At 64.7% G+C, this 24,774-nt stretch carries 23 protein-coding genes; 14 read left to right on the forward strand and 9 right to left on the reverse strand.

Annotated elements, in window-relative coordinates:
- Positions 1-16: 16 nt before the first annotated feature.
- Positions 17-577: a low affinity iron permease family protein gene (locus BG57_RS14905; RefSeq protein ID WP_035965810.1), complete on the reverse strand. Its 561-nt coding sequence runs from the start codon at positions 575-577 to the stop codon at positions 17-19.
- A 287-nt stretch (positions 578-864) separates the two neighbouring features.
- Here BG57_RS14905 and BG57_RS14910 point away from each other — a divergent pair, with 287 nt between their 5' ends.
- The gene (locus BG57_RS14910) at positions 865-5,727 is read left to right on the forward strand and encodes a response regulator (protein ID WP_035965259.1); all 4,863 of its coding nucleotides are present in this window, start codon (positions 865-867) and stop codon (positions 5,725-5,727) included.
- Positions 5,728-5,752: 25 nt separating this feature from the next.
- Here BG57_RS14910 and BG57_RS14915 read toward each other — a convergent pair whose 3' ends face one another.
- Positions 5,753-6,871: a 3-deoxy-7-phosphoheptulonate synthase gene (locus BG57_RS14915; RefSeq protein ID WP_035965261.1), complete on the reverse strand. Its 1,119-nt coding sequence runs from the start codon at positions 6,869-6,871 to the stop codon at positions 5,753-5,755.
- A gap of 166 nt (positions 6,872-7,037) precedes the next feature.
- On the opposite strand from BG57_RS14915, the gene BG57_RS14920 reads away from it, so the two are divergent.
- Positions 7,038-7,712: an HAD family hydrolase gene (locus tag BG57_RS14920; RefSeq protein ID WP_035965263.1), complete on the forward strand. Its 675-nt coding sequence runs from the start codon at positions 7,038-7,040 to the stop codon at positions 7,710-7,712.
- 29 nt (positions 7,713-7,741) lie between these two features.
- On the opposite strand, the gene BG57_RS14925 is transcribed toward BG57_RS14920, so the two are convergent.
- Positions 7,742-8,188 carry an SRPBCC family protein gene (locus BG57_RS14925; RefSeq protein WP_035965268.1) on the reverse strand — a complete coding sequence of 149 codons (447 nt, stop codon included), beginning with the start codon at positions 8,186-8,188 and terminating at the stop codon, positions 7,742-7,744.
- A 126-nt stretch (positions 8,189-8,314) separates the two neighbouring features.
- Here BG57_RS14925 and BG57_RS14930 point away from each other — a divergent pair, with 126 nt between their 5' ends.
- The 4 genes from BG57_RS14930 to BG57_RS33045 all read left to right on the forward strand — a co-directional run bounded on the left by BG57_RS14930 (position 8,315) and on the right by BG57_RS33045 (position 10,230).
- On the forward strand, positions 8,315-8,641 hold the full coding sequence (locus BG57_RS14930) for a DUF4148 domain-containing protein (protein ID WP_371875863.1): 327 nt from the start codon (positions 8,315-8,317) through the stop codon (positions 8,639-8,641).
- Between the two features lie 3 nt (positions 8,642-8,644).
- On the forward strand, positions 8,645-9,025 hold the full coding sequence (locus BG57_RS14935; protein WP_035965270.1) for a hypothetical protein: 381 nt from the start codon (positions 8,645-8,647) through the stop codon (positions 9,023-9,025).
- 9 nt (positions 9,026-9,034) lie between these two features.
- A complete protein-coding gene (locus BG57_RS14940) occupies positions 9,035-9,937 on the forward strand; it encodes a DMT family transporter (protein ID WP_035965815.1) in 903 nt (300 codons plus the stop codon).
- 128 nt (positions 9,938-10,065) lie between these two features.
- Positions 10,066-10,230: a hypothetical protein gene (locus tag BG57_RS33045; protein WP_160174735.1), complete on the forward strand. Its 165-nt coding sequence runs from the start codon at positions 10,066-10,068 to the stop codon at positions 10,228-10,230.
- A 69-nt stretch (positions 10,231-10,299) separates the two neighbouring features.
- Here BG57_RS33045 and BG57_RS14950 read toward each other — a convergent pair whose 3' ends face one another.
- Together BG57_RS14950 and BG57_RS14955 are read right to left on the reverse strand one after the other, a co-directional pair.
- The gene (locus BG57_RS14950) at positions 10,300-10,926 is read right to left on the reverse strand and encodes a hypothetical protein (protein ID WP_035965277.1); all 627 of its coding nucleotides are present in this window, start codon (positions 10,924-10,926) and stop codon (positions 10,300-10,302) included.
- Between the two features lie 78 nt (positions 10,927-11,004).
- Complete coding sequence (locus BG57_RS14955; RefSeq protein ID WP_035965287.1) at positions 11,005-12,141, reverse strand: porin; 1,137 nt, start codon at positions 12,139-12,141, stop codon at positions 11,005-11,007.
- 406 nt (positions 12,142-12,547) lie between these two features.
- On the opposite strand from BG57_RS14955, the gene BG57_RS14960 reads away from it, so the two are divergent.
- From BG57_RS14960 to BG57_RS14975, 4 genes are all read left to right on the forward strand, one after another.
- Complete coding sequence (locus BG57_RS14960; protein ID WP_035965295.1) at positions 12,548-13,174, forward strand: glutathione S-transferase family protein; 627 nt, start codon at positions 12,548-12,550, stop codon at positions 13,172-13,174.
- A gap of 23 nt (positions 13,175-13,197) precedes the next feature.
- Positions 13,198-13,830 (forward strand): glutathione S-transferase family protein, encoded by a 633-nt coding sequence (locus tag BG57_RS14965; RefSeq protein WP_035965303.1) that lies wholly within the window; start codon positions 13,198-13,200, stop codon positions 13,828-13,830.
- Positions 13,831-13,897: 67 nt separating this feature from the next.
- Positions 13,898-15,541 carry an acyl-CoA synthetase gene (locus BG57_RS14970; RefSeq protein WP_035965819.1) on the forward strand — a complete coding sequence of 548 codons (1,644 nt, stop codon included), beginning with the start codon at positions 13,898-13,900 and terminating at the stop codon, positions 15,539-15,541.
- 13 nt (positions 15,542-15,554) lie between these two features.
- Positions 15,555-16,340 (forward strand): enoyl-CoA hydratase, encoded by a 786-nt coding sequence (locus BG57_RS14975; protein ID WP_035965311.1) that lies wholly within the window; start codon positions 15,555-15,557, stop codon positions 16,338-16,340.
- An 8-nt stretch (positions 16,341-16,348) separates the two neighbouring features.
- Here the strand turns inward: BG57_RS14975 and BG57_RS14980 are convergent, their stop codons facing one another.
- Positions 16,349-16,744 carry a DUF779 domain-containing protein gene (locus tag BG57_RS14980; protein WP_035965319.1) on the reverse strand — a complete coding sequence of 132 codons (396 nt, stop codon included), beginning with the start codon at positions 16,742-16,744 and terminating at the stop codon, positions 16,349-16,351.
- A 51-nt stretch (positions 16,745-16,795) separates the two neighbouring features.
- Complete coding sequence (adh, locus tag BG57_RS14985; protein WP_035965327.1) at positions 16,796-18,316, reverse strand: aldehyde dehydrogenase; 1,521 nt, start codon at positions 18,314-18,316, stop codon at positions 16,796-16,798.
- Between the two features lie 411 nt (positions 18,317-18,727).
- Here adh and BG57_RS14990 point away from each other — a divergent pair, with 411 nt between their 5' ends.
- The 3 genes from BG57_RS14990 to BG57_RS15000 all read left to right on the forward strand — a co-directional run bounded on the left by BG57_RS14990 (position 18,728) and on the right by BG57_RS15000 (position 21,742).
- Positions 18,728-20,122: an L-lactate MFS transporter gene (locus BG57_RS14990; protein ID WP_035965332.1), complete on the forward strand. Its 1,395-nt coding sequence runs from the start codon at positions 18,728-18,730 to the stop codon at positions 20,120-20,122.
- Between the two features lie 15 nt (positions 20,123-20,137).
- The gene (locus tag BG57_RS14995; protein ID WP_035965334.1) at positions 20,138-20,248 is read left to right on the forward strand and encodes an MFS transporter small subunit; all 111 of its coding nucleotides are present in this window, start codon (positions 20,138-20,140) and stop codon (positions 20,246-20,248) included.
- A gap of 276 nt (positions 20,249-20,524) precedes the next feature.
- Complete coding sequence (locus BG57_RS15000) at positions 20,525-21,742, forward strand: DUF2252 domain-containing protein (RefSeq protein ID WP_035965822.1); 1,218 nt, start codon at positions 20,525-20,527, stop codon at positions 21,740-21,742.
- A 160-nt stretch (positions 21,743-21,902) separates the two neighbouring features.
- Here the strand turns inward: BG57_RS15000 and BG57_RS15005 are convergent, their stop codons facing one another.
- Positions 21,903-23,156: a multidrug effflux MFS transporter gene (locus BG57_RS15005; protein WP_035965342.1), complete on the reverse strand. Its 1,254-nt coding sequence runs from the start codon at positions 23,154-23,156 to the stop codon at positions 21,903-21,905.
- Positions 23,157-23,265: 109 nt separating this feature from the next.
- Between BG57_RS15005 and BG57_RS15010 the strand changes: the two genes are divergently transcribed.
- Positions 23,266-23,688, forward strand: a complete 423-nt coding sequence (locus BG57_RS15010; protein ID WP_035965349.1) for an HIT family protein — start codon at positions 23,266-23,268, stop codon at positions 23,686-23,688.
- Here the strand turns inward: BG57_RS15010 and panS are convergent.
- Positions 23,685-24,641: a ketopantoate/pantoate/pantothenate transporter PanS gene (panS, locus tag BG57_RS15015; RefSeq protein ID WP_035965357.1), complete on the reverse strand. Its 957-nt coding sequence runs from the start codon at positions 24,639-24,641 to the stop codon at positions 23,685-23,687. The two genes, BG57_RS15010 and panS, sit on opposite strands and share 4 nt — an antisense overlap.
- Between the last annotated feature and the right edge of the window lie 133 nt (positions 24,642-24,774).

The following is a 24,774-nucleotide window of genomic DNA, read 5'->3' on the forward strand; positions in this document are numbered from 1 at the left end:
CGCGACGGCGCGGCCTTCAGCGCGCGCCGTTGCCTCGCGACCGCCCGCCTGTGCCTTCCGCTTCGGTTTCGGTTTCGGCATCGGCATCGGCGGCAGCGACGTCACACGCCGGCGACGGTCCTTTTCCCGCGTTTGCACCGCCCTCGGCGGCCAGACGCAGATAAGCGGCGGCGAGCCTGCGCAGTTCTTCCTCGCTTGCATCCTCGATGCCGATCAGCTGATTGCTCGCCCTTCGGTGCGACGCGAGCAGTTCGTTCAGTTTCAGATGCAGCGCGACGCTGTCCTTGTTCTGGCTCTGCTGGATCAGGAACACCATCAGGAACGTGACGATCGTCGTGCCGGTATTGATGACGAGCTGCCAGCCGTCCGAGTAGTGAAAGATCGGCCCGGTGACGACCCATACGACGATGCTCGTCACCGCGAAGCCGAACGCATAAGGCGACCCGGCCCAGCGCGTGACGAGACTCGCGAAGCTGTCGAATGCCCGCATCACCGGGTTGGCCTTCGCATAGGCGGGGCTGGTGGTGTCGGGGATGGTGTCGAGTTGGTCGGTCGATGCCTGCTGTCTGGTTTGCATAAAGTTCTCCGTGCTCATAACTTTTGTCCAAGCAAGAAGCAATCCTTACACGTAACTTCCAGCAAGATTTCCCGCTTTTCGGAAAGAGTTGAGGTGCGCGGGTCACGATACTTGCTGTTGGCCGGAGTCCACCCGGATTCGCCGTGGCTGCCCCGCTTGCCGATGTCGGGAAACCGCGTGTTCCATGCGAAAATCGCGTGGCTCATTCACCTAGCCACATCCCCAGAACGTCGCTTTTGCGAGCCGTGCCGCCGCATCGACAAGACCAGCGAGGAGATTCAGCGTCGATGAAGTCCAATAACCTGATCCCGGATACGACAGCAGACGGCGTCGAACCGAGCTTCCTGCTCGGCGGCGGCGAGATGGGCGTGCTCATCCGTGGCTTCGATTGGACCCAGACCTCGCTCGGCGAACCGGCGCACTGGCCGCAAAGCCTCAAGACGGCCATCCGCATCATGCTGACCTCGCGCCAGCCCATCTGGATCGGCTGGGGCCGCGAGCTTCTGTTCTTTTATAACGACGCCTACAAGCCGATCATCGGCGGCAAGCATCCGCAGGCGCTCGGCCAGCCAACCTCCGTCGTGTGGCGCGAGATCTGGAACGACATCGGACCGCTGCTGGACACCGCGCTCGCGGGCGTCGAAGGCACGTTCGTCGAACAGAAACTGCTCATCATGGAGCGCAACGGCTTCCCGGAGGAAACGTACTACACGTTCTCCTACAGCCCGATTCCCGACGATCGCGGCGGCGCCGGCGGCATCATCTGCGCGAACAGCGACGATACGCAGCGCGTGCTCGGCGAACGCCAACTCCTCGTGCTGCGCGAACTCGCGACGTCCGCCGCCGATGCGCGCACCTGGCGCGAGGCCTGCGAACGTTCGATGAAGGCGCTCCGTGACGCCCCGCGCGACATGCCCTTCGCGCTGCTCTACGCAGCCGAGCCCGCGAACCAGACGGCGACGCTGGTCGGCGCGTGCGGCATCGCGCCGGGGCATCCCGCCGCGCCCGAAACGCTGCACGCGGGGCAGCCCGGCGCATGGCCCGTTCACGATGTCCTGCGCGACAACGAGGCGCGGCTCGTGACGAACCTGCAGGAGCACTTCGACGTTGCGTTGCCGAGCGGCGCATGGAACGCGGCGCCCACGCGCGCCTTGCTGCTGCCGATCGCGCCGACCGGCGATACCGGTCACGCGGGCGTGCTCGTGGTCGCGCTGAATCCGTATCGCCTGTTCGACGAGGGGTATCGCGCGTTCATGAATCTCGTCGCGGGACAGATCAGCGCGGCGATCGGCTACGCCCATGCCTACGACGAAGAACGCCGCCGCGCCGAAGCACTCGCGGAAATCGATCGCGCGAAGACGACGTTCTTCTCCAACATCAGCCACGAATTCCGCACGCCGCTCACGCTGATGCTCGGCCCGCTCGAAGAGATGCTTGCGAACCGCGAGCGCGTCGCGCCCGGCGAGGTGCGGCTCGTCGAGATGATGCATCGCAATGGCTTGCGGCTGCTGAAGCTCGTCAACGCGCTGCTGGACTTTTCGCGCATCGAGGCGGGCCGTATCGAGATGCATCGGCAGACGACGGACATCGCCGCGTTCACCGTCGAACTCGCGTCGCTGTTCCGCTCGGCCATTGAATCGGCCGGCGTCGAGTTGCGCATCGATGTTCCGCGTACGCCCATCCTCGCGGACATCGACCGCGACATGTGGGAAAAAGTCGTCATGAACCTGCTGTCGAACGCGTTCAAGTTCACGTTCGATGGCGCAATCGAAGTGTCGTTGCGCACGACCGCCGATCGCGAAATCGAGATGTGCGTGCGCGACACGGGCATCGGCATTCCGCAAGCCGAACTGGAACGCGTCTTCGAGCGCTTTCATCGTGTCGCGGGCGCGCCGGGGCGCTCGGTCGAAGGCAGCGGCATTGGCCTTGCGATGGTGCAGGAGCTGGTCAAGCTGCATGGCGGGCGCATCGGCGTCGAAAGCCGGCCCGGCGAAGGCGCGTGCTTCCGCGTCGCGTTGCCCGCCGCGCAGCAGGCGTCCGTTCCGCGCGAGTCCGCTGCGCGCGCCGAAGCGAGCAGCGGCGCACGTTCGTATGTGGATGCGGCGCTGCGCTGGAACCCCGATGCGTCCGACGACATCGTGGGTGCCATCAGCGATATCGGCGGTCTCGTTCCCGCGTTCGACGCGCCGCTCGCGCCTGCCGACGCGGCAACTGCATCGCCCGCGGCGACCGGCCGCGTGCTCGTCGTCGACGATAACGCCGACTTGCGCGACTACATGCGCCGCATGCTGGCCGCAGCGGGCCACGACGTCGCCGTCGCCGCCGATGGCGCCGCCGCGCTCGATGCCGCCCGCGCGCTGCGCCCCGACGTGATCGTGTCCGATGTGATGATGCCGCGCCTCGACGGCTTCGGCATGCTGCGCGCGCTGCGTGAGGACGAGACGCTGCGCGACACGCCGGTCGTGCTGCTGTCGGCGCGGGCGGGCGAGGAAGCGCGCGTCGGCGGCCTCGACGCCGGCGCCGACGATTACCTCACCAAACCGTTCTCCGCCCGCGAACTGCTTGCGCGCGTGGCGAGCAATCTGCGGCTCGCGCGGCTGCGGCGCGAGACCGAGCAGCGTCTGCGCGAGGAATCGCGCGTGCTGGAAGTGCTGAACCGCGTCGGCACGACGGTCGCGGGCGAACTCGATCTTGCGCGCGTCGTGCAAGTGGTGACCGACGCGGCCACCGAACTGACCGGCGCGGCGTTCGGTTCGTTCTTCTACAACGTGCTCGACAACGAAGGCGGCAGCTACACGCTCTACGCGCTCTCGGGCGTGCCGAAGGACACCTTCGCCAAGTTTCCGATGCCGCGCAACACGAGCGTGTTCGGGCCGACGTTTCGCGGCGAGGGCATCGTCCGTTCAGCCGATATCACCAAAGACCCGCGCTACGGCCACAACGCGCCGCATCACGGCATGCCGAAAGGCCATCTCGCGGTATGCAGCTATCTCGCCGCGCCGGTCATTTCGCGTACCGGCGAAGTGCTCGGCGGTCTGTTCTTCGGGCATCCCGAGCCGGACATCTTCGACGAGCGCGCCGAGCACATTCTCGGCGGCATCGCGGCGCAGGCGTCGATTGCCATCGACAATGCGCGGCTCTTTCAGGCGGCGCAGGATGAAATCGCCGAGCGCACCCGGGCGCAGGCCGCGCTGCGGGATCTGAACGAGACGCTCGAGCGGCGCGTGACCGAAGTCGTCGCGGACCGCGACCGGCTGTGGGAACTGAGCGAAGACTTGTTCGTGATCGCGAGCTTCGATGGCGCGCTGTTGCGCGTGAGTCCGTCGTGGTCGTCGGTGCTCGGGATGGACGGGCAGCGCCTGCACGCGCGCACGATGCTCGAACTGGTTCATCCCGACGACGCGTCCTCCGTCACGCTCGAAATCGACCGGCTGCGCGCAACTGGCGCGCCGGTGCGCTATGAATGCCGGCTCGCACGCATCGATGGCGGATGGCGCTGGATCGCGTGGACGCTGTCGCTCGATCCGCGCACGCGGCGCATTCACGGCGTGGGCCGCGACGTCACCGCCGACCGCGAAACCGCCGACGCGCTGCGTCAGGCCGAAGAAGCGCTGCGCATGGCGCAGAAGATGGAGGCCATCGGCAAGCTGACGGGCGGCGTCGCGCACGACTTCAACAACCTGCTGCAAGTGGTCGGCGGCAACCTGCAACTGCTCGCGAAAGACGTCGCGGGCCACGACAAGGCCGAGCAGCGCGTGCGCAGCGCGCTCGCGGGCGTGGCGCGCGGCGCGAATCTCGCCTCGCAACTGCTCGCGTTCGGACGACGCCAGCCGCTTGCGCCGAAGGTCGTCAATCTGGGACGCTTCGTGCGCGGCCTCGACGACATGTTCCGCCGCGCGCTCGGCGATGGCATCGAGATCGAGACGATCGTGTCGGGCGGCTTGTGGAACACGCTCGTCGATCCATTCCAAGTGGAGAACGCGCTGCTGAATCTCGCGATCAACGCCCGCGACGCGATGAACGGGCACGGCAAGCTGACCATCGAGGCGGGCAATGCATCGCTCGATGAAACCTACGCGATGCGCAACGCCGACGTGTTGCCCGGCCAGTACGTGATGGTCGCCGTCACCGATACCGGATCGGGCATGTCGCCCGAAGTGCAGGAACGCGCGTTCGAGCCGTTCTTCACGACCAAGCGCGAAGGACAAGGCACGGGTCTGGGACTGTCGATGGTGTACGGCTTCGTCAAGCAGTCGGGCGGGCACGTGAAGGTGTACAGCGAGGAAGGCCACGGCACGACGGTTCGCATCTACCTGCCGCGTGCGCGCGAGGAAGAAGACCTGGAAACGAACACGGAAGCGGGGCCGGCCAAGGGCGGCAGCGAAACCATTCTCGTCGTCGAGGACGATGAGGAAGTGCGCGCGACCGTCGTCGACCTGCTCGCCGATCTCGGCTATCGCGTGCTGCGTGCGAAGGACGCGCATAGCGCGCTCGCGATCGTCGAAAGCGGCGTGCCCATCGACCTGATCTTCACCGATGTCGTGATGCCGGGGCCGCTTCGCAGCACCGAGCTTGCGCGCAAGGCGCGCGAGCGCGTGCCGGGCATCGCGGTGCTGTTCACGTCGGGCTATACCGATAACGCGATCGTCCACGCCGGGCGGCTGGACGAAGGCATCGACCTGTTGAGCAAGCCTTATACGCATGAAGCGCTCGCGCGCAAGGTCCGGCTCGTGCTCGGGCGCAACGGGCGTGAGACCGCGGATGTTCCCGCCCAGCCGGCCGAAAGCGCACCCAGACGCGTGCTCTTCGTCGAAGACAACGAAATGGTGCGCACGAGCAGTGCGGAACTGCTGCGCACGATGGGGCTGGACCTGACGGAAGCGGCGAGCGTCGATGAAGCGATGACGCTGTTGCGCGAGCATCGCTTCGAAGTCTTGCTGACGGACGTGAATCTTGCGGGGGAATCGGGCGTCGAACTGGCAATGGCCGCGCGCCGCGAAGCACCGGCGCTCGGCGTGGTGTTCGTGACCGGCTACGAGCTTGCGTTGAGCGGCGATGAACGCGACGCGCTCCCGGGAGCGATCCACTTGCGCAAGCCGTACGATCCGGACGCGCTGCTCAACGCGGTGAACGCGGCGGCTGCCGCCTGAGTGCGGCAGCTATCGTTGCGCGTGCTTACCCGGCCCTGCGCCGGCGCACCGCCTCGGCCAGCAACTCCAGCGCCGGTTCCGTCTGCGTCCACCCGAGACATGCATCGGTGATCGAAACCCCGTGCTTCAGCGGCACGCCGGGCTTCAGGTCCTGCCGCCCTTCTTCGAGATGACTCTCGATCATCACGCCCGTGATGCGCTTTTCACCCGCCGACAATTGCCGCGCGATGTCCTCGGCGACTTCGATCTGACGCAGATGCGACTTGTTCGAGTTCGCGTGCGAGCAATCGATCATCACCTGCTCGCGCTGACCGAGCGCCGCCAGCGCCGCGCAGCTTGCGTTCACGCTCTCGGCATCGTAATTCGGGCCCTTCTTGCCGCCGCGCAGAATGACGTGACAGTCCGCATTGCCGCGCGTTTCGAAGATCGCCGCCATGCCCATCTTCGTCATGCCCATGAACGCATGGCTCGCGCTTGCCGCGACGATCGCGTCGGCGGCCACCTGCACGCCGCCATCGGTGCCGTTCTTGAAGCCGATCGGGCATGACAGCCCCGATGCAAGCTGCCGATGACTCTGGCTTTCCGTCGTGCGCGCGCCGATAGCGCCCCACGCGATCAGGTCTGCGATGTACTGCGGACTCAGCAGGTCGAGAAACTCGGTGGCGGTCGGCAAGCCGAGGCCGCTGATCTCGAGCAGAAGCTCGCGCGCGCGGCGCAGGCCTTCATTAATGCGGAAGCTGCCGTCCAGACGCGGATCGTTGATATAGCCCTTCCAGCCGACCGTCGTGCGCGGCTTTTCGAAGTACACCCGCATCACGATGAGCAGATCGTCGCTGAGCCGCTCGGCGACGGTCTTCAGCGTCCGCGCGTATTGCATCGCCTGATCGTGGTCGTGAATGGAACACGGTCCCACGACGACCACGAGCCGGTCATCGCGGCCATGCAGGATGTTCGCGATCCCTGCGCGGCTTCGCTCCACGAGCGATTGCACCTCGGACGTGACCGGCAGTTCGTCGAGCAGCAGCGCCGGCGAAATCAGCGGACGCACCGCGCTGATGCGCGTGTCGTCGATGCGGGTCGTATCTTGCGTGGAGTCGGCCACGCCGGCCTCCTGATCGCGAGCGGGATTGTCGATGCGGCTCAAAATGGGCTCCGTCGTGCGCTATCAATGCGAGAAAGTGGAATCGGATGCGGATTTACCGCGACATTGCGGCCAGTCGGCGCGAACATCGATTATCGCATCGTTGCGGTGCGTTGGCCCTCGCCGGAAGGATCGTGCGTATCATGGAGTGACTCTTAGGGAGCAGAACATGCGGATCGAAACATCGTTTCTCTTCGACCTGGACGGCACGCTCGTCGATAGCGTCTATCAGCACGTGCTGGCCTGGAAGGAAGCGCTGGATGCGGAAGGCATCGAGTTGTCGGTGTGGCGCATCCATCGCAAGATCGGGATGAGCGGCGGGCTCTTCACGAATCAGTTGCTACGCGAGACGCACGGCGAGATCAGCGCGGAACGCGTCGATCGGCTGCGCCAGTTGCATGCCGAAGCGTACAAGCGGCTGCGCGCGCAGGTCTGTCCGCTGCCGGGTGCGCGCGAATTGCTCGCCGCGCTGACGGACGCGGGCACGCGCTGGGCCATCGCGACGAGCGGACGCATGGAGACGGCGGCGGTCAATCTCGAAGCACTGGGCGTCGATGCGTCGAAGCAGGTCGTCATCACGCGCGACGACGTCAAGTATGCGAAGCCCGACCCCGATCTGTTCCTCGCCGCCGCCGCGCGCCTGAACGTGCCGATCGAGCATACGGTCGTCGTCGGCGACAGCATCTGGGACATGCTCGCGGCGCGCCGTTGCCGCTCGCTCGGCGTGGGCCTGCTATCGGGCGGCTATGGCAGCGACGAACTGGAACGTGCGGGCGCGTTACGGGTGTACGAAGATCCGGCCGACTTGCTCGCGCATCTGGATGAAGTCGCGGCGCGGCCCTGAACGCTTCGGACATTCAGGGCCGCGTCGAATCATTCCGCGATGTCCGGCTCGACCAGTCTCGCCAGTTGCAGCAGCGATTCCTGCCAGCCGAGATAGCACATCTCCACCGGAATGACGTCGGGGATGCCCTCTTGCACGACGGTCAGCTCCGTTCCGCACGACACCTGCCGCAGCGACACGGTGACGTGCATCTCGCCGGGAAGGTTCGGATCGTCGAAACGATCGGTGTAGCGCAGCGTTTGGAACGGCACGAGTTCGAGGTACTCGCCGCCGAACGAATGGCCGTGGCCGGTGCTGAAATTGCGGAACGACATCTTGTGCGTGCCGCCCGTGCGGGCATCCATATGATGGACCTGACACGTGAAGCCGTAAGGCGGAAGCCACTTCGCGATGGCGTCGGGTTCGACGAACGCGCGGTAGATGCGTTCGGGCGTCGCGCGCAAGACGCGTTGCAGACGGACGGTGCCGGTAGTCATGGTGTGCTCACCTTTCACTTGAAAAACTCGACACAGTCTACGACGATGGACCGGCGCCAAAATCGACATCGCGCGAAATCGGACACAATGCAACAGCCGCGTATGGCTAATCCTCCGAGACCTGAAATGAACATCGCCTTTATGCGTTCGCCGACGCGATGCGCGCTGGCGTCGACGCTGGCGGCAACGCTGACATTCGCGCTGGCCGGCTGCGCCGCGAGCGGACCGCCGGCCGACGCAAGACATCTGTCCGCAACGGAATGCCGTGACCTCCTTGCGCTGCAAAATCATGCGCCGCCCACCCGCGAGCGCAACAACAGCGAACTGACCGCGCTCCGGAAGGCCGGCTACGACCCGTCGAAGTGGTACGACCCGTACTACCCCGACGATCTCCAGGTGGCGCAGCGCCGGATCGCTCGGTGGCTGCAGACGGACTGCCAGCAGCCCGGTTGAACGATGCCCTCTTCCATCCGCAATTCGCTGCTCTGGATCTTCGACGCCCTCGAACGCGACGCGACTTACCTGCGCAAGCGCATGTTCGGTTGCGATGCCGCGTATATCGACGGCTTGCTGTGCCTCGTCGCCGCCGATCGCGAGAAGCCGTGGAATGGCCTGCTCGTGTGCACATCGCAGGAACGTCACGCCGCGCTGATCGAAGCAATGCCCGCGTTGCAGCCGCATCCGGTGCTCGGGAAATGGCTGTATGTCGCACAGGAAAGCCCCGACTTCGAAGCGGTCACCGAGCAATTGACCGCGCTCGTGCTCGCCCGCGATCCGCGTGTGGGCGTCGAGCCGAAGCCGCGCAAGCGCCGCGGCACTACGCTGTCCGCTAACTGATTGCCCGACATGCCATCCATCACCGCCACGCGCGCCGGGCAGTTGCCGCTTGCAAGCATCGGCTGCATTCTCGCGTCGATGCTGTGCTTCGCCATCGTCGATGCGCTCGCGAAAGTCGTCGCGATGCAGTATCCGCCCAACGAAGTGACGTTCTTTCGCATGCTGTTCGGCCTCGTCCCCGCGTGGGCGATGTGCTGCATCGGCAAGCGGTCACTGACCGGGCGCATCAGGACGCTCGACGTCAGAGGGCAAACGATGCGCGCGCTGACGCTGCTCGGCGCATCCGGCTTCTTCTTCGCGGGGCTTCCGTTCATCCCGCTCGGGGAAGCGGTCGCGATTGCCTATTCGGAGACGCTGATCGTCGTCGTGCTCGCGCCGTTCATCCTCAAGGAGAAGCTGACGACGCGCGGCGCATGGTCCGCGTGCATCGGCTTCGCGGGCGTGCTGCTGGTCGTGCGGCCCGGGGGCGGTGAAGCCAACTGGTTCGGCCCGTTGCTGCTGCTCGCGAGCGCGCTCTTCGGCGCGTTGTCGATCATGCAGATCAAGCGTATCCGCGCCACCGACGATTCCCGCACGACAGTGTTCTTTTTCAGCGCGGTCGGCACGGTCGTCACCGCATGCACGCTGCCCTTCAGCTGGAAGACCCCGACGCTGCAGGCGCTCGCCATCATGGCGCTGCTGGGCGCGTTCGCAACAGCGGGACAATTGCTGATGACCGTCGCCTATCGCCGCGCCGACGCGGGCGCGCTCGCACCGTTCAACTACACGAGCATCGTATGGGCCGCGTTGTTCGGCTATCTCGCGTGGGGCGAGACGATCGGGACGCTGTCGCTTGCGGGGATCGCGCTGATCGTCGGCAGTGCGATTGCGGTCGCGTGGCAGCGCAAGTTGCCGGAGGGACCGAACGCGTGACGCGCGAAGATCGAAAATGACGCGCTGTCATTTTGCAGGGTTACACTGAACGCGCAGTGCCGACATCGCTGGCGCGAACGAACCATCGTTCGCACCGCTTCATTCACGACTCATTTTTCTATCATCCGATGAAAACTGCCTTCAAGAAGACCCTCGCGTTGTTCGTGCTGGCGGCGTTTGCCGCACCGACGCTGTCGTTTGCAACGGCCGAATATCCGTCGAATCAAAAGCGCCCCGCGTACAGCAAAACGCACAAGCACCATAAGCATCAGAAGAAGGCGCCGGCGCAGTAACGCGGCACCGAATGCGCGCGGCCGCCTGCGTGCAACTTACACCACGTACGCGGCCGCGTTCATCGCGCTTCAGCCGGCATCGCCGGAACTGATCACCGCCTGCATGCTCTTCAGGAGCTTGCGCAAATAGCCGAGCAGGCCGACGACATCGCCGAATGCGATGAAGCCTGTTTCCGCGCCATCGCCGAATAACGCCGCACCGTCCAGCGTCTTGTCGATGATGAGACCGCCATACGCCGCATGAGGCACGTACTCATCCGCGCCGATGCGAAAGCGCTCGCCATTCACGGCAGCATCGCGCAGGCGCATCAGGAACTGCACTTCGGGCGTGCGCGAACTCGACAGCCGATGCACGTCGAAGAAGTCCGCCACCGCGAGAATCGCATTCAGGCACGGCACACGCAGGGCGAACGTCATGCGCTGCGATGCGTCGGGCAGCGTCGGCCACGGCTGCAGCGCATCTTGCGGCTCCTCTTTCATCGGCATGCCGTCTTCGCTATGCGCGTGCGCTTCGGGATGCGCGCGCCGATGTTCCACCAGCCGCGCCAGCGCGCTGAAGTCCGGCGCGCGCTGGCCGTTCTCGATCCAGTCGGCCAGCAAGCCGGCGTGCGTGCAAAGCGACAGCAATTGCGCGTCGATGAACGCGACGCCGAGCCTGCACGGGTCGAGTTGCGGCGTGCTGTGAGTGTCGGACATCCTCGTCTCCTTGATATTGACTACGCGCGCTGAACCGCAAATTCCGCGCCCGCGAGAAAGCCGACACGCTCGGCATGATCAGAACAGATTGCGCAGTCCGACCGATACGCCCGTCTGGTTCGATCTGCCCGGCAACTCGACGAAGCCCGCGCCCGTGACCTTGTTGAAGTCCACGGTGCCATACACTTCGGTGCGTTTCGACAACGCATATTCCGCGAGCGCGACGCCCGTGTAGCGATTGCCGCTGCCCGTCTCGCCGCCGCCGATCGCCGCGTTCTTCATGTGGTCGTAGTAGAACGCACCCGTGAGCAGCAGCGCAGGCGTGACTTGCCACGTGACGCCCGCGAACGGGCCATCGTCGCGCCGGCCCGAACCCTTGAGGATGTCGACGCCGGACACCAGGTTGCGTTGCGAGAGCAGACTGTCGACGAAGCCGGTGTCGTCGGTCGAATGCAGATAGCCCGCATACAGCTTCGCGGACCCGATCGTGTAGACGATGTTCGCGTTCCAGATTTTCTGCTTGTTGCTCGCGTTGTCGCTGTTCTGCTGATAGCCGCCGCCGATCGACAGCGGCCCCATTGCATACGACGCCGTGAAGCCGTACATGTTGCCCGCGCCGAGATGCCCCGGCACCTGGCCCGAGAAGCCGCCGGGACCGGTCGCGGTGTAGTTGGTGCCGAACGAGTACATCGCGCCGATGGTCAGGCCCGCGAACGTGCCGTTGTACTTGACGGCGTTGTCCGCATAGAGGCCCGCGCCGAGCGCGACCGGCAGCCATGCATTCTCGAAGTAATTGCCGACGGTGAGCGGATCGTAGGTATCGCCGAGCATGTCGAAGAGCGGCGTTTTCTGGCGGCCGAGCGTGAGCGCACCATACTGGTTCGCAAGCCCGACATACGCCGCGCGATTGAAGGCGCGCTGGCTATCCGAATACTGGCCGTTGTTCAGTTCCACGCCGCCTTCGAGGCGAAAGATCGCCGTCAGTCCGCCGCCGAGATCTTCCGTTCCCTTGAGGCCGATACGGCTGTTCGTGACCGCGCCGTTCGTCATGTAGAGCTTGCCGTCGTTGTTGGCGTTCGCGTTGGTCAGATACCGCACGCTGACGTCGGCGACGCCATACAGCGTCACGGAGCTTTGCGCGAATGCGGACTGGCAGGCGCATGCGATGGCGGATACGGCAAGCGCGGTGGCCGCGCGGGAGGTGATCGTCTTCATGTTTGTTTTTGCGTTGTTGCTGTTCGATGAGATGCGCCCATTCGCGCGGCTTTCGTTTCGCCGTCCAGGATCGCGGGCGCGACCGCGCCGTGAACGGGCACGCGGACTTTTATCACATCAAATATCGCAGCGCATAGGCTCTGGCAAGCGGGTCGCCCCGCGTGTTGTGTTTAGCGCAAAACGGGCGGGCGTTCAGGCGGCGCTCGAATGAGGATGAGTGAGCGCCGCATGATAGTTAGCATTGCGAACGTTCTAAGCGAATCTTTGCCTTTGCGCCCTTGTGCGAACGCGAGCAAACGTAGTAGCCACGTCATACGTAAAGGCAAAGCCCGATTGCAGCCCTCGCTTAATAGCCGTTATGCTTGAGAAAACGACACACTCGCAGACAGAAAGAGGGAGACATTCCATGCTGACGATCTGGGGCCGAGCCAATTCGGTCAACGTGCAGAAAGTACTGTGGTGCTGCGACGAGCTGGGAGTGGGATACGAGCGCATCGACGCGGGCATGCAGTTCGGCCGCAATCACGAGCCCGACTATCTCGCGATGAACCCGATGGGCCGCGTGCCGACGCTCGTCGACGGCGACTTCGTGCTGTGGGAATCGAACGCGATCATCCGTTATCTGGCGATGCAGTACGGCGAAGGCAGCGCCATCTATCCCGCCGATCCAAAGCTGCGCGCGAGCGTCGATCGCTGGCTCGACTGGACACTGTCCACGCTCCAGCCTGCGGAACGCCCGGTGTTCTGGGGCTATATCCGCACGCCCGAGGCCAAGCGCCATTTGAAGCAACTGGAAGCCGATGCGCGCGAAGTCGAGGCGCTATGGCGGGTGATCGACGCGCACCTGAAGGGCCGCGACTTCGTCGAAGGCAATGCGTTTTCGCTGGCGGATCTCGTTATCGCGGCTTATGCGCGGCGCTGGTATGGCATCGCGGAACTCGAACGGCCCGCGCTGCCCGACCTCGAACGCTGGTACGCGCAACAGTCGGCGCGCCCGGGGTTTCAACGCTATGTCGCACCGGAACTGACCTGAACGCACTTATCGCCGATACGGACATGACCATCGAACTGCACACATGGAACACGCCCAATGGGCGCAAGATCAGCGTTGCGCTCGAAGAGATGCAACTGCCTTATACCGTGAAGACAGTCGACATCACGAAGGGCGAGCAGCATGCGCCCGAATTTCTGCGCATCAGCCCGAACAACCGCATCCCCGCGATCGTCGATCCGGACGGGCCCGATGGCCAGCCGATCAGCGTCTTCGAATCGGGCGCGATCCTGCTCTATCTCGGCGAGAAGACCGGCCAGTTTCTGCCCGCGAGCCTGCGCGATCGCGTGCCGGTGCTCGAATGGCTGATGTGGCAGATGGGCGGCTTCGGCCCGATGCCGGGACAGGTGCATCACTTCCGCATGGTCGAAGCGGAAAGCGACCGGCGTTACGGCCTCAAGCGTTATTCCGACGAAACGCGCCGCCTCTATGGCGTGCTCGACAAGCGCCTTGCCGATGTCGAATACGTCGCGGGCGCGCTGTCGGTGGCGGACTTCGCGATTCTCGGCTGGGCGTGGCGGCACGAGCGTCATCAGGTTTCGCTCGACGAGTACCCGAACGTCAAACGCTGGTACGAAGCGCTGTTCGCGAGGCCCGGCGTGCAGCGCGGCTTCGAAGTGAAACTCGACCTGTCCTGACGCGCCGCCGCTGTCAGGCACGCGTAATATGAGCGGCATTCGAGCCCGACGCAACAAGGAGACGATGATGACCGCGCATATGTACGACGAGGGCCTTCCCAAGACCGTCGCCAACTTCGTGGCGCTGACGCCGCTGACTTTCATCGAACGCGCGGCGTCGGTGTATCCGGCGCGGCCCGCCATCGTGCATGGCGAGATACGGCGCACGTGGGCCGAGACATATGAGCGAACGCGGCGGCTGGCATCGGCGCTGGCCGCGCGTGGCATCGGCATCGGCGATACGGTCGCGGCCATGCTCTCCAACACGCCCGAGATGGTGGAAGCGCACTTCGGCGTGCCGATGACGGGCGCTGTGCTCAACACGCTCAACACGCGGCTCGATGCCGCCACGCTCGCGTTCATGCTGACGCACGGCGAAGCGAAAGCGGTGCTCGTGGACCGCGAGTTCGCCGGCGTGATGAAGAAGGCGCTCGAACAGGTGCCGCAGCCGGTCTTCGTGATCGATGTCGATGACTCGCAGTATGCGGGCGACGGCGAGCGCATCGGCGAAATCGACTATGAAGCGCTGCTCGCGGGCGGCGATCCCGCGTATGAATGGTCGCCGCCATCGGATGAATGGAACGCCATCTGCCTCAATTACACATCGGGAACGACGGGTAATCCGAAGGGCGTCGTCTATCACCATCGCGGCGCCTATACGAACGCGGTCAGCAATATCCTCGAATGGGACATGCCGAAGCATGCAGTGTATCTGTGGACCTTGCCGATGTTCCATTGCAACGGCTGGTGCTTTCCCTGGACCGTCGCTGCCCGCGCGGGCGTGAACGTGTGCCTGCGCAAGGTCGATGCGAAGACCATCTTCGAGCTGATCCGCAACGAGGGCGTCACTCACTATTGCGGCGCGCCGATCGTGCAGAACCTGCTCGTCAACGCACCGGACGAGATGAAGCAGGGCATCGCGCACAAGGTCCATGCGATGGTCGCGGGCGCCGCGCCGCCCGCCGCGATGATCGAAGGCATGGAGCGGCTCGGCTTCGAACTGACGCACGTGTACGGACTCACGGAAGTCTACGGCCCCGCGACCGTCTGCGCGCAGCAAGCGGAATGGAGCGCGCTCGATATCGGCGAGCGGGCGCGGCTCAATGCGCGTCAGGGCGTGCGCTATCACTTGCAGGATGCGGTCAGCGTGCTCGATCCGCTCACCATGCAGCCCGTTCCCCGCGACGGCGAGACCATCGGCGAGATCATGTTTCGCGGCAACATCGCGATGAAGGGGTATCTGAAGAACACCAAGGCCACCGAGGAAGCGTTTCGCGGCGGCTGGTTTCATACCGGCGATCTGGCCGTTGCGTATCCGGATGGTTATGTCCGCATCAAGGATCGCAGCAAGGACATCATCATTTCGGGCGGCGAGAACATCTCGAGCATCGAAGTGGAGGACGTGCTGTACCGGCATCCGGCGGTGCTGGCGGTGGCCGTCGTCGCGAAGCCGGACGCGCGCTGGGGCGAGACGCCGTGCGCGTTCGTCGAGACGAAGGCCGGCGCGCAGGTCACTGCGGACGAACTGATTGCGCATTGCAAGGCGCATCTCGCGGGCTTCAAGGTGCCGCGTGCCGTCGAGTTCTGCGAGTTGCCGAAGACATCGACCGGGAAGATTCAAAAGTTCGAACTGCGCAAGCGCGCGGGCTCGGTTGCGGCAATCGACGTTTGAGGGAGTCTATTCGATGAGCGATAGCGAAGCACTCGTCCTGGTGGAACACGACGCATACGGCATACAAGGCGCGGTCCGGCTCACGATGAATCGCCCGCGTGCGTTCAACGCGTTGTCGGAGGCGATGCTCGATGCGATGGAGCGCGAGCTGCAACGCATCGGCGAATCGGATGCGCGCGTCGTGGTGATTGCCGGCGAAGGGCGTGCGTTTTGCGCGGGCCACGATCTGAAGGAGATGCGCCAGGAGCCTGCGCTCGACTACTATCGCGAACTCTTCGCGCGCTGTTCCCGCATGATGCTGACGATACAGCGCATGCCGCAGCCGGTCATCGCGCGGGTGCATGGCATCGCGACGGCGGCGGGCTGTCAGCTCGTCGCGATGTGCGATCTCGCGGTCGCATCGGATGGGGCGCGGTTTGCGGTATCGGGCGTGAATGTGGGGCTTTTCTGCGCGACGCCGGGTGTGGCGCTTTCACGCAACGTATCGCGCAAGGCCGCGTTCGAGATGCTCGTGACGGGCGATTTCATCGATGCGCAGACCGCGAAGGAACGCGGACTCGTGAATCGCGTGGCCGCGCCGGGCGAACTCGACGATGCCGTCCGCGCGCTCGCATCGAGCATCGCGGGCAAGCCGCGCGAAGCGGTCGCGGCGGGCAAGCGGCTTTTCTATCGGCAACTGGAAACGGGCATCGAATCGGCTTATGCGCTCGCATCGGAGACGATGGCCTGCAACATGATGGACGAAGCCACGCTCGAAGGCACGCAGGCGTTCATCGAGAAGCGGCCGCCGCGCTGGTGAGGGTCGAATCATTCCGCATGCGTCACCGGATGCCGGTCGAGCCACGCGTTCTCTTCATCGCTGAACAACCTTGACCGCGTAAGAAAGCGCAGCCCCGTCGGACGTTCCAGCGAGAACATGCCGCCATTGCCCGGCACGCAATCGATGACGAGTTGCGTATGCCGCCAGTATTCGAACTGCGATTCGCTCATATAGAAAGGCATGCCCGCGATATCGCCAAGCCGCACGTCCGATCCGCCGACGATGAACTCGCCCGCCGGAAAGCACATCGGTGCGCTGCCGTCGCAGCATCCGCCGGATTGATGAAAGAGCACCGCGCCATGCTGCGCCGTGAGCGTGTCGATCAGCGCAATGGCGGCAGGCGTCGCGATCACGCGCGGCACGTCCTCGTTGTTTTCGCTCATTGCATGTCTCCGGGCCGCCCGGCGATGCGGCGGCCCTGCTTTCACGAAGGTTTAGAAGAAGCCCAACGGCTTGTCGCTATAGCTGACGAGCAGGTTCTTCGTCTGCTGGTAGTGGTCGAGCATCATCTTGTGATTCTCGCGTCCGATGCCCGATTGCTTGTAGCCGCCGAACGCCGCGTGCGCCGGATACGCGTGATAGCAGTTGGTCCACACGCGCCCCGCCTGGATCGCGCGGCCGAAGCGATACGCCCGCGTGCCGTCGCGCGTCCATACGCCCGCGCCGAGGCCGTAGAGCGTGTCGTTGGCGATGTCGAGCGCCTCTTCCTCGTTTTTGAACGTCGTCACCGACACCACCGGCCCGAAGATTTCCTCCTGGAAGATGCGCATCTTGTTGTGCCCGCGAAACACGGTCGGCTTCACGTAGTAGCCGTTCGCGAGTTCGCCATCGAGTGCATTGCGCTCGCCCCCGCTCAGGCATTCGGCGCCCTCCTGCTTGCCGAGATCGATATACGACAGGATCTTTTCAAGCTGCTCCTGCGATGCCTGTGCGCCGATCATCGTCCTGTTATCGAGCGGATGACCCTGCGTGATCGCCGCGACGCGCTTCAACGCGCGCTCCATGAAGCGCTCATAGATCGATTCCTCGATGAGCGCGCGCGACGGACACGTGCACACTTCGCCCTGATTGAGCGCGAACATCGCGAAGCCTTCGAGCGCCTTGTCGAAGAAGCTGTCGTCGGCGTTTAGCACATCAGCGAAAAAGATGTTCGGGCTCTTGCCGCCGAGTTCGAGCGTCACCGGTATCAGATTCTGGCTCGCGTACTGCATGATGAGGCGGCCCGTCGTGGTCTCGCCGGTGAACGCGATCTTCGCAATGCGCTTGTTCGACGCGAGCGGCTTGCCCGCCTCCAGCCCGAATCCGTTCACCACGTTGACGACGCCCGGCGGCAGCAGGTCCCCGATGAGTTCGAGCAACACGAGCAGCGACGCCGGCGTTTGCTCGGCGGGCTTAAGCACGACGCAATTGCCCGCCGCCAGCGCGGGTGCGAGCTTCCATACCGCCATCAAAATGGGGAAATTCCACGGGATGATCTGCCCGACCACGCCGAGCGGCTCGTGAAAGTGATAGGCGACGGTGTCGTCGTCGATCTGCGAGATGGAGCCTTCCTGCGCACGCGCGGCGCTCGCGAAGTAGCGGAAATGATCGATCGCGAGCGGAATGTCCGCAGCCATCGTCTCGCGCAGCGGCTTGCCGTTGTCGATCGATTCCGCCACCGCGAGCCGCGCGAGATTCGCTTCCATGCGATCCGCGATCTTCATCAGCACGTTCGCGCGATCGGCCGCCGATGTCTTCGCCCATCCCGCCTTCGCGGCATGCGCGGCATCGAGCGCGGCTTCGATGTCGGCCTCGCGGGAACGCGGTATCGACGTGAACGGCTCGCCCGTGATCGGCGAGATGTTGTCGAAGTACTCGCCGCCTGCGGGACGCGCCCACTTGCCGCCGATAAAGTTGCCGTACTGCTTCTTGTACGGATATTCCGTGCTCAGGAACTGCATCTCTGCATGATTCATCTATGTGCTCCTCACATGTCGATATGAACGGCCCGCGATCGATGTCATCTTCGCCAGCGCGACCGCATCTGCGAGTTCCATGCCATTGCGTACGCAAAGGCTCGAAGCATTGACGGGCGGACGCTTTCGCTCCGTTTGCGCTCATGTGCGCCTGACGCTCGCTGTTCACATTCGCTACAGGTGCCACTCGCGCTGTAGCCCAACAGCACAGGGCTGGGGCAAACGCTTATGCCAGCACGGTTCATATTGCAAAGCCTATCGCTCTTGTCTAAGGTCATGCGCAGCCGTCATGCGTTGCGGCCGTCATATGCCGGTTCATCGCATGTTCGACGCAACGCGAGCGCGGCCACGACAAAGCAAAAATGAGCGCGCCGGCAGTACGCCGACGATCGGCGCGCCACGGAGACCACGATGACCAGCATCAATCAAGGGGCCGCGCATGGCCCGCATGGCTTCTTTTCGAAGGAAGCAACCGTCGCCCGGCCCGGCTTCTCGCGCTGGATGGTGCCGCCCGCCGCGCTCGCCGTGCATCTTTGCATCGGGCAGGCGTATGCGTTCTCGGTGTTCAATGCGCCGCTGACGAAGATCGTCGGCATCACGCAGTCCGCGCCGGATGACTGGTCGCTCACCACGCTCGGCTGGATTTTCTCGCTGGCTATCGTGTTTCTGGGGCTGTCGGCGGCGTTCGCGGGCAAGTGGCTCGAAAAGGTCGGCCCGCGCCGCACGATGTTCACTGCGGCATGCTGCTTCGGCGGCGGCTTCCTCGTCTCCGCGCTCGGCGTGTATCTGCATCAGATCGCGCTGCTCTATCTCGGCTATGGGGTGATCGGCGGCATCGGGCTCGGGCTCGGCTATGTATCGCCCGTATCGACGCTGATCCGCTGGTTCCCCGACCGCCGCGGCATGGCGACGGGCATGGCGATCATGGGCTTCGGCGGCGGCGCGATGATCGCGGCGCCCGGCTCCGTCGCGCTGATGAACTACTTCAAGAGCGCGACGAGCACCGGCGTGGCGGAGACCTTCGTCGTGCTCGGCGTCGTCTATTTCATCTCGATGACGATCGGCGCCCTCGCCATCCGCATTCCCCCGGCCGACTGGAAGCCCGCTGGATGGACGCCGCCCGTGACCGCGAACCGGATGATCACGAAGAACCACGTGCATATCGACCAGGCGCTCAAGACGCCGCAGTTCTACCTGCTGTGGCTCGTGCTGTTCCTGAACGTGACGGCGGGCATCGGCGTGCTGGGCCAGGCATCGGTGATGATCCAGGAGAGCTTCAAGGCGCAGATCACGGCGGGCGCGGCGGCGGGCTTCGTCGGGCTGCTGTCGCTCTTCAACATGGGCGGGCGTTTCGTGTGGGCGTCGGCATCGGACTGGATCGGCCGCAAGAACACGTACTTCGTCTTCTTCGTGCTGGGCGCGGTGCTCTACTATCTGGTGCCGCAATTCGCGAGGGCCGGCAACGTCGCGCTCTTCGTGGCCGCGTACTGCCTGATTCTGTCGATGTACGGCGGCGGCTTCGCCACCATCCCCGCTTATCTCGCGGACATGTTCGGCACCGCGTTCGTCGGCGGCATTCATGGACGGCTCTTGACCGCATGGGCCGCGGCGGGCATCGCGGGACCGGTGCTCGTCAACTATATCCGCGCGTACGAGGTCGCGCAGGGCGTCGCCAAGGCCGATGCCTACACGATGACGCTGCACATCATGGCGGTGCTGCTCGTCATCGGTTTCTTCTGCAATCTGCTCGTCAAGCGCGTGAACGAAAGGCATCACATGGACACGGCGGCGCAGACTGCCAGCTGACACTCGGGGACTTCAATGAATACGTCGAACAAGGGACTGCTGGTGCTGTTCTGGCTCTATGTGCTGATTCCGCTCGCGTGGGGCGTGACGAACACGCTGACGCAGGCGGTGAAGCTGTTCCATTGACGCACGCGGCTCACGCGCGGATGTCGATTCGCGCGTGAGCCGCTTCGGGCGCTTCGCCCGTGACGCCAATGTTCGTCGATGGCCGGGCGGCCGATCGGGCCGTCATCTGGCCCCCGGCATGTGAATCGGCACGCCGGCCTCGTGCAGCGCTTCCAGCGCGCTTCCCCTGTGAACCTTCACCCGCCCAGCGAAGCACGTGCCTACCCTTCGCGCACTCAGGCACACGGCGTGCGTTCATCGGACGAGAACCGAACGTCCAATGAAGAACACGCCACCATGCGCAATCCCCCACGGCCTAAGCTGACCGGTTTCGACCAACGACAGGAATTCCTGACTGCGCGGCGCAACGCCAAAATGGCGCGCTCGACGCACGCTTACGTGCGCGGCAACACCGCAAAGTTCTACGACTGGCTCGAACAGGCCGACATCCGCAGCCTGCCCGAAGGTCCCGCGATCTGGATCTGCGGCGACTGCCATACCGGCAATCTCGGGCCGGTCGCGGACGCGCATGGGCGAATCGAAGTGCAGATTCGCGATCTGGATCAGACCGTCATCGGCAATCCGGTGCACGATCTCATCCGGCTCGGGCTGTCGCTCGCGACCGCGGCGCGCGGTTCCGCCTTGCCCGGCGTCACGACCATCAACATGATCGAAGCCCTGTTTCAGGGCTATGTGCTGGCGTTCGACCGTGACCGCGCATCCGCCGAGGACTGCCGCAAGCCCGAAGTGGTGCGCGTCGTGATGCGCGAAGCGGTGCGCCGCTCGTGGAAGCATCTGGCGCGCGAGCGTCTCGACGACACCCGCCCGACAATTCCCTTCGGCAGCCGCTTCTGGCCGGTGAGCAAGGACGAACGTGCGGAAATCGACGCGCTCTTCGAGAAAGCGACGGTCGCGAACCTCGCGACGAGCCTGCGGCATCGCCCGAACACGGGACACGTCACCGTTCTCGACGCCGCGTTCTGGGTCAAGGGATGCAGCTCGCTCGGACGCCTTCGCTACGCGGTGCTGCTCGATGTCGACGGCGGCGTGGTCGAGGGCGACGATCTGTGCCTCATCGACATCAAGGAAGGCGTGAAGGCCGCTGCGCCGCGTTATCAGGGCGTCTCGATGCCGCGCGACCATGCGGAGCGGGTCGTTGCGGGGGCGCGCGCCTTGTCGCCGCACCTCGGCGAGCGCATGCTGGCCGCGACGCTGCAGGGACGGCCCGTGGTGCTGCGCGAGCTGTTGCCGCAAGACCTGAAGCTGGAGATCGAGCAGATCGGCGAGACCGAAGCGATGGAAGTCGCGCGCTATCTCGGGTTCATCGTCGGTCAGGCGCACGCGCGTCAGATGGACAAGGCGACGCGTCGCAGCTGGCTTGCCGAATTGCGGCGCGCGAAGACCCGCTCGATCGATGCGCCGTTGTGGCTGTGGAGCAGCATCGTCGAACTGGTCGGCAGTCACGAAGTCGGGTATCTGGAGCACTGCCGGCGCTATGCGCTGGCGGCGGCCTAAGCTCGGCGGGACGCGCGCTTTAGCAGAAACGGCGCGACGAGCCCGGCTCCGAACTGAGGCTGTCGCGCCGCTTCATGGCGGGTTGGACCCTGCTGGACGTGATCGCCTTCGTCGCGTTCCTCGCGATCTTCTGGCTGGCGGTGACGAAAACGCCTTGAATCTAGGCCCCGCGCTGCACGGCGGCATCCGCTTGCGCCTGCTCCAGATGCCGCAGCAGCTTCGACACCATCCATACGACGGTGAACGCCAGCGCGACGAAGAACACCGCGAGCGGCGCCAGTTCGTGCACCGACACGAAGCCGGCGAGCGCCATCATCGCCGATGAAACCAGCAAGAGCGCGCAGCCGAGAATCGCGCTTGTCAGCCCCGCGATATGCGGGAACAGCGAATTGCCCTTCGCCATCAGCGTCGGATACATCGCGCCGGCGCAGAAGCCCATCACGAGCACGGGCGTCGCGAGCGTCCATACGCGCAGGCCCACGGTCAACGCAAGCAGCAGCATCACGAGCGATGCCGCCGCCATCCCACAAGCCCCGATGCGCAGCCGCCGCTCCGCGCTCGGCAAGCGCGGACCATGTACGCGGTTCGAGAGGCCGCCGAGAAAGTAGGTCAGGCCGATGCCAAGCGCGAGATAGCCGAAGTAAGTCGGCGGTTTCTGCAGCGTGTTCTGCACCATGAACGGGCCGACGATGTTGAACACCAGCAGGATGCTGTAGCAGAGGCCTTGCGCCAGGAAACAGCTTTGGAACACCGGGCTCGACAGCACCTTCCCCGCGTTCGTCAGCAACGTGCGCGGCGCGAGGTGAACGGGTCGCGGCAAGGTCTCGCGATAGCGCCAGACGAGGCCCCACATCACGATCGAGTAAAGCAGCAGGAACACGAGGCACGACTTCCAGCCGAACAGCGTCTGCAAATGCGCGCCGATCACCGGTGCGACGATCGGCGCGAGACCCCACGCGATCGACATATAGGTGAACGCGTGCATCAGCGCCTGGCCGGTGAAGGAATCGGTGATGATGGTCTTCGCGAGCAGATTGGTCGTCGCAATGCCGAAGCCCTGCATGCAGCGCGCGAGCAGGAAGGTTTCCAGATTGGTCGCGGCGAGCGAAAGCAGGCAGCCGAGTGTGTAGATCACCAGCCCGAACGCGAGCACGCGCTTGCGGCCATAGGCATCGGCGACGGGGCCGAAAATGAGTTGCCCGAGCGCATACGCCGCCATGTAGCCCGAGACGCTCGACTGGATCGCCTGCGGCGAGGTGGCGAAGTAACGCGCCATCGCGGGAAGCGCGGGCACATAGATGTCGATGGCGAACTGTCCGGCGGAAGCGAACAGGCATACGAGAAACAGCAGGAAACGCGGCGAATTCGATTCACGCGCGGCGGCGAAAGAGCGGTCGGGGTTGGCAGGGTTCATGAAGGCGGCGTTCGGGTGCGAACGCGTATTTTGCCTGTCATCGCGAGAAGCCGTGCGATCGTCCGCGAGCCGAACGCTCTACACTGCGATCTGATCAACGGAGCCGCCCATGCAATACGACCAGAACAACGTCTTCGCCCGCATTCTCCGCGGTGAGTTGCCGTGCATCAAGTTGCGCGAAACGCAGCACACGCTCGCCTTCATGGATGTCATGCCGCAATCGGACGGGCATGTGCTCGTCATTCCGAAAGAGCCCGCCGCGACCATCCACGACGTTTCCGATGCCGCGCTCGCCGAATGCATGCGCGAGGTGAAGCGCGTATCGGCAGCGGTGCGCGATGCGTTGCAACCGGATGGCATGCTCATCGCGCAGTTCAACGGGGAGGCGGCCGGTCAGACCGTGCCGCACATCCACTTTCACATCATTCCGCGCTGGCGCGATGTGCCGCTCAGGCAGCATGGCCGCGTGCGCGCCGACGATGCGGCGCTCGAGGCGCTGGCCGGGCGCATCCGCCCGGCCCTGACCGTCTAGCTCTGCCGCGCGACGCCGGAGGCATCCGCCTCGCGCGTCGATCCTTTCGCGGGACGGCCCGCCCAGTAGCCGGCCAGCATCGAGCCCGACAGGTTGTGCCACACGGAGAACAGCGCACCGGGCAGCGCGGCGATCGGCGTGAAATACAGCTTGCCGAGCGTCGCGGCGAGGCCGGAATTCTGCATGCCGACTTCGATCGCGAGCGTGCGGCAGACGGCTTCGTCGAAACCGAGCAGACGGCCGCCCCAATAGCCGCCCAACAGGCCGATGCCGTTATGCAGCACCACGGCCAGCGCGACGACCGCGCCCACCGACGCAATGCTCTTCTGCGTCCCGCCGACCACCGCCGCGATGATGAGCAGAATCGACACCATCGAGATGATCGGCAGCACGGGCTCGATCTTGCGCACGAACTCGCCGAACAGACGATTCACGATCAGCCCGACGATGATCGGCAGCGCGACGATCTGAAGAATGCTCATCAGCATGCCGTGCACGTCGACGGCGATCGACGCATCGACATAAAGGCGCGTGAGCAGCGGCGTCGCGAACACGCCGACGAGCGTCGACAACGCACTGATCGTGACGGACAGCGCGACGTCGCCGCGTGCGAGATAGATCATCACGTTCGACGCCGTGCCGCTCGCGACACTGCCGACGAGCACCATGCCCGCCGTGAGGTCGGGCGGCATGCGCAGCAGCTTCGCAATCACCCAGGCCGCGAGCGGCATCACGAGGTAATGCAGCACGATGCCCGCGATGACCGGTGCGGGGCGCGTGAAAACGCGGCGAAAATCATCGATGGAAAGCGTGACGCCCATCGACAGCATGATGATGGTGAGCAGCGTCGTGACGTGCGGCGCAATGCCGGTCACGGAAGAAGGCGACAGATAGGCGGCGACTGAAACCACCACGGCCCAAAGCGGAAAAAGACGGGTGATGCGGGCAAGCATTTGAAGCGTTCCTCGGAGGTCGTGTCGTGATGTGGGCGATGACGCGCGCGCCGGAAATGGTTACGGCTCGTGGTCGAAGAGAACTGCGAAAGGCTTGCCTTCGTGGGGCGCATGCCCGCCGTGGCGCCGGCGT

Source organism: Caballeronia grimmiae (assembly GCF_000698555.1).
Classification (GTDB): domain Bacteria; phylum Pseudomonadota; class Gammaproteobacteria; order Burkholderiales; family Burkholderiaceae; genus Caballeronia; species Caballeronia grimmiae.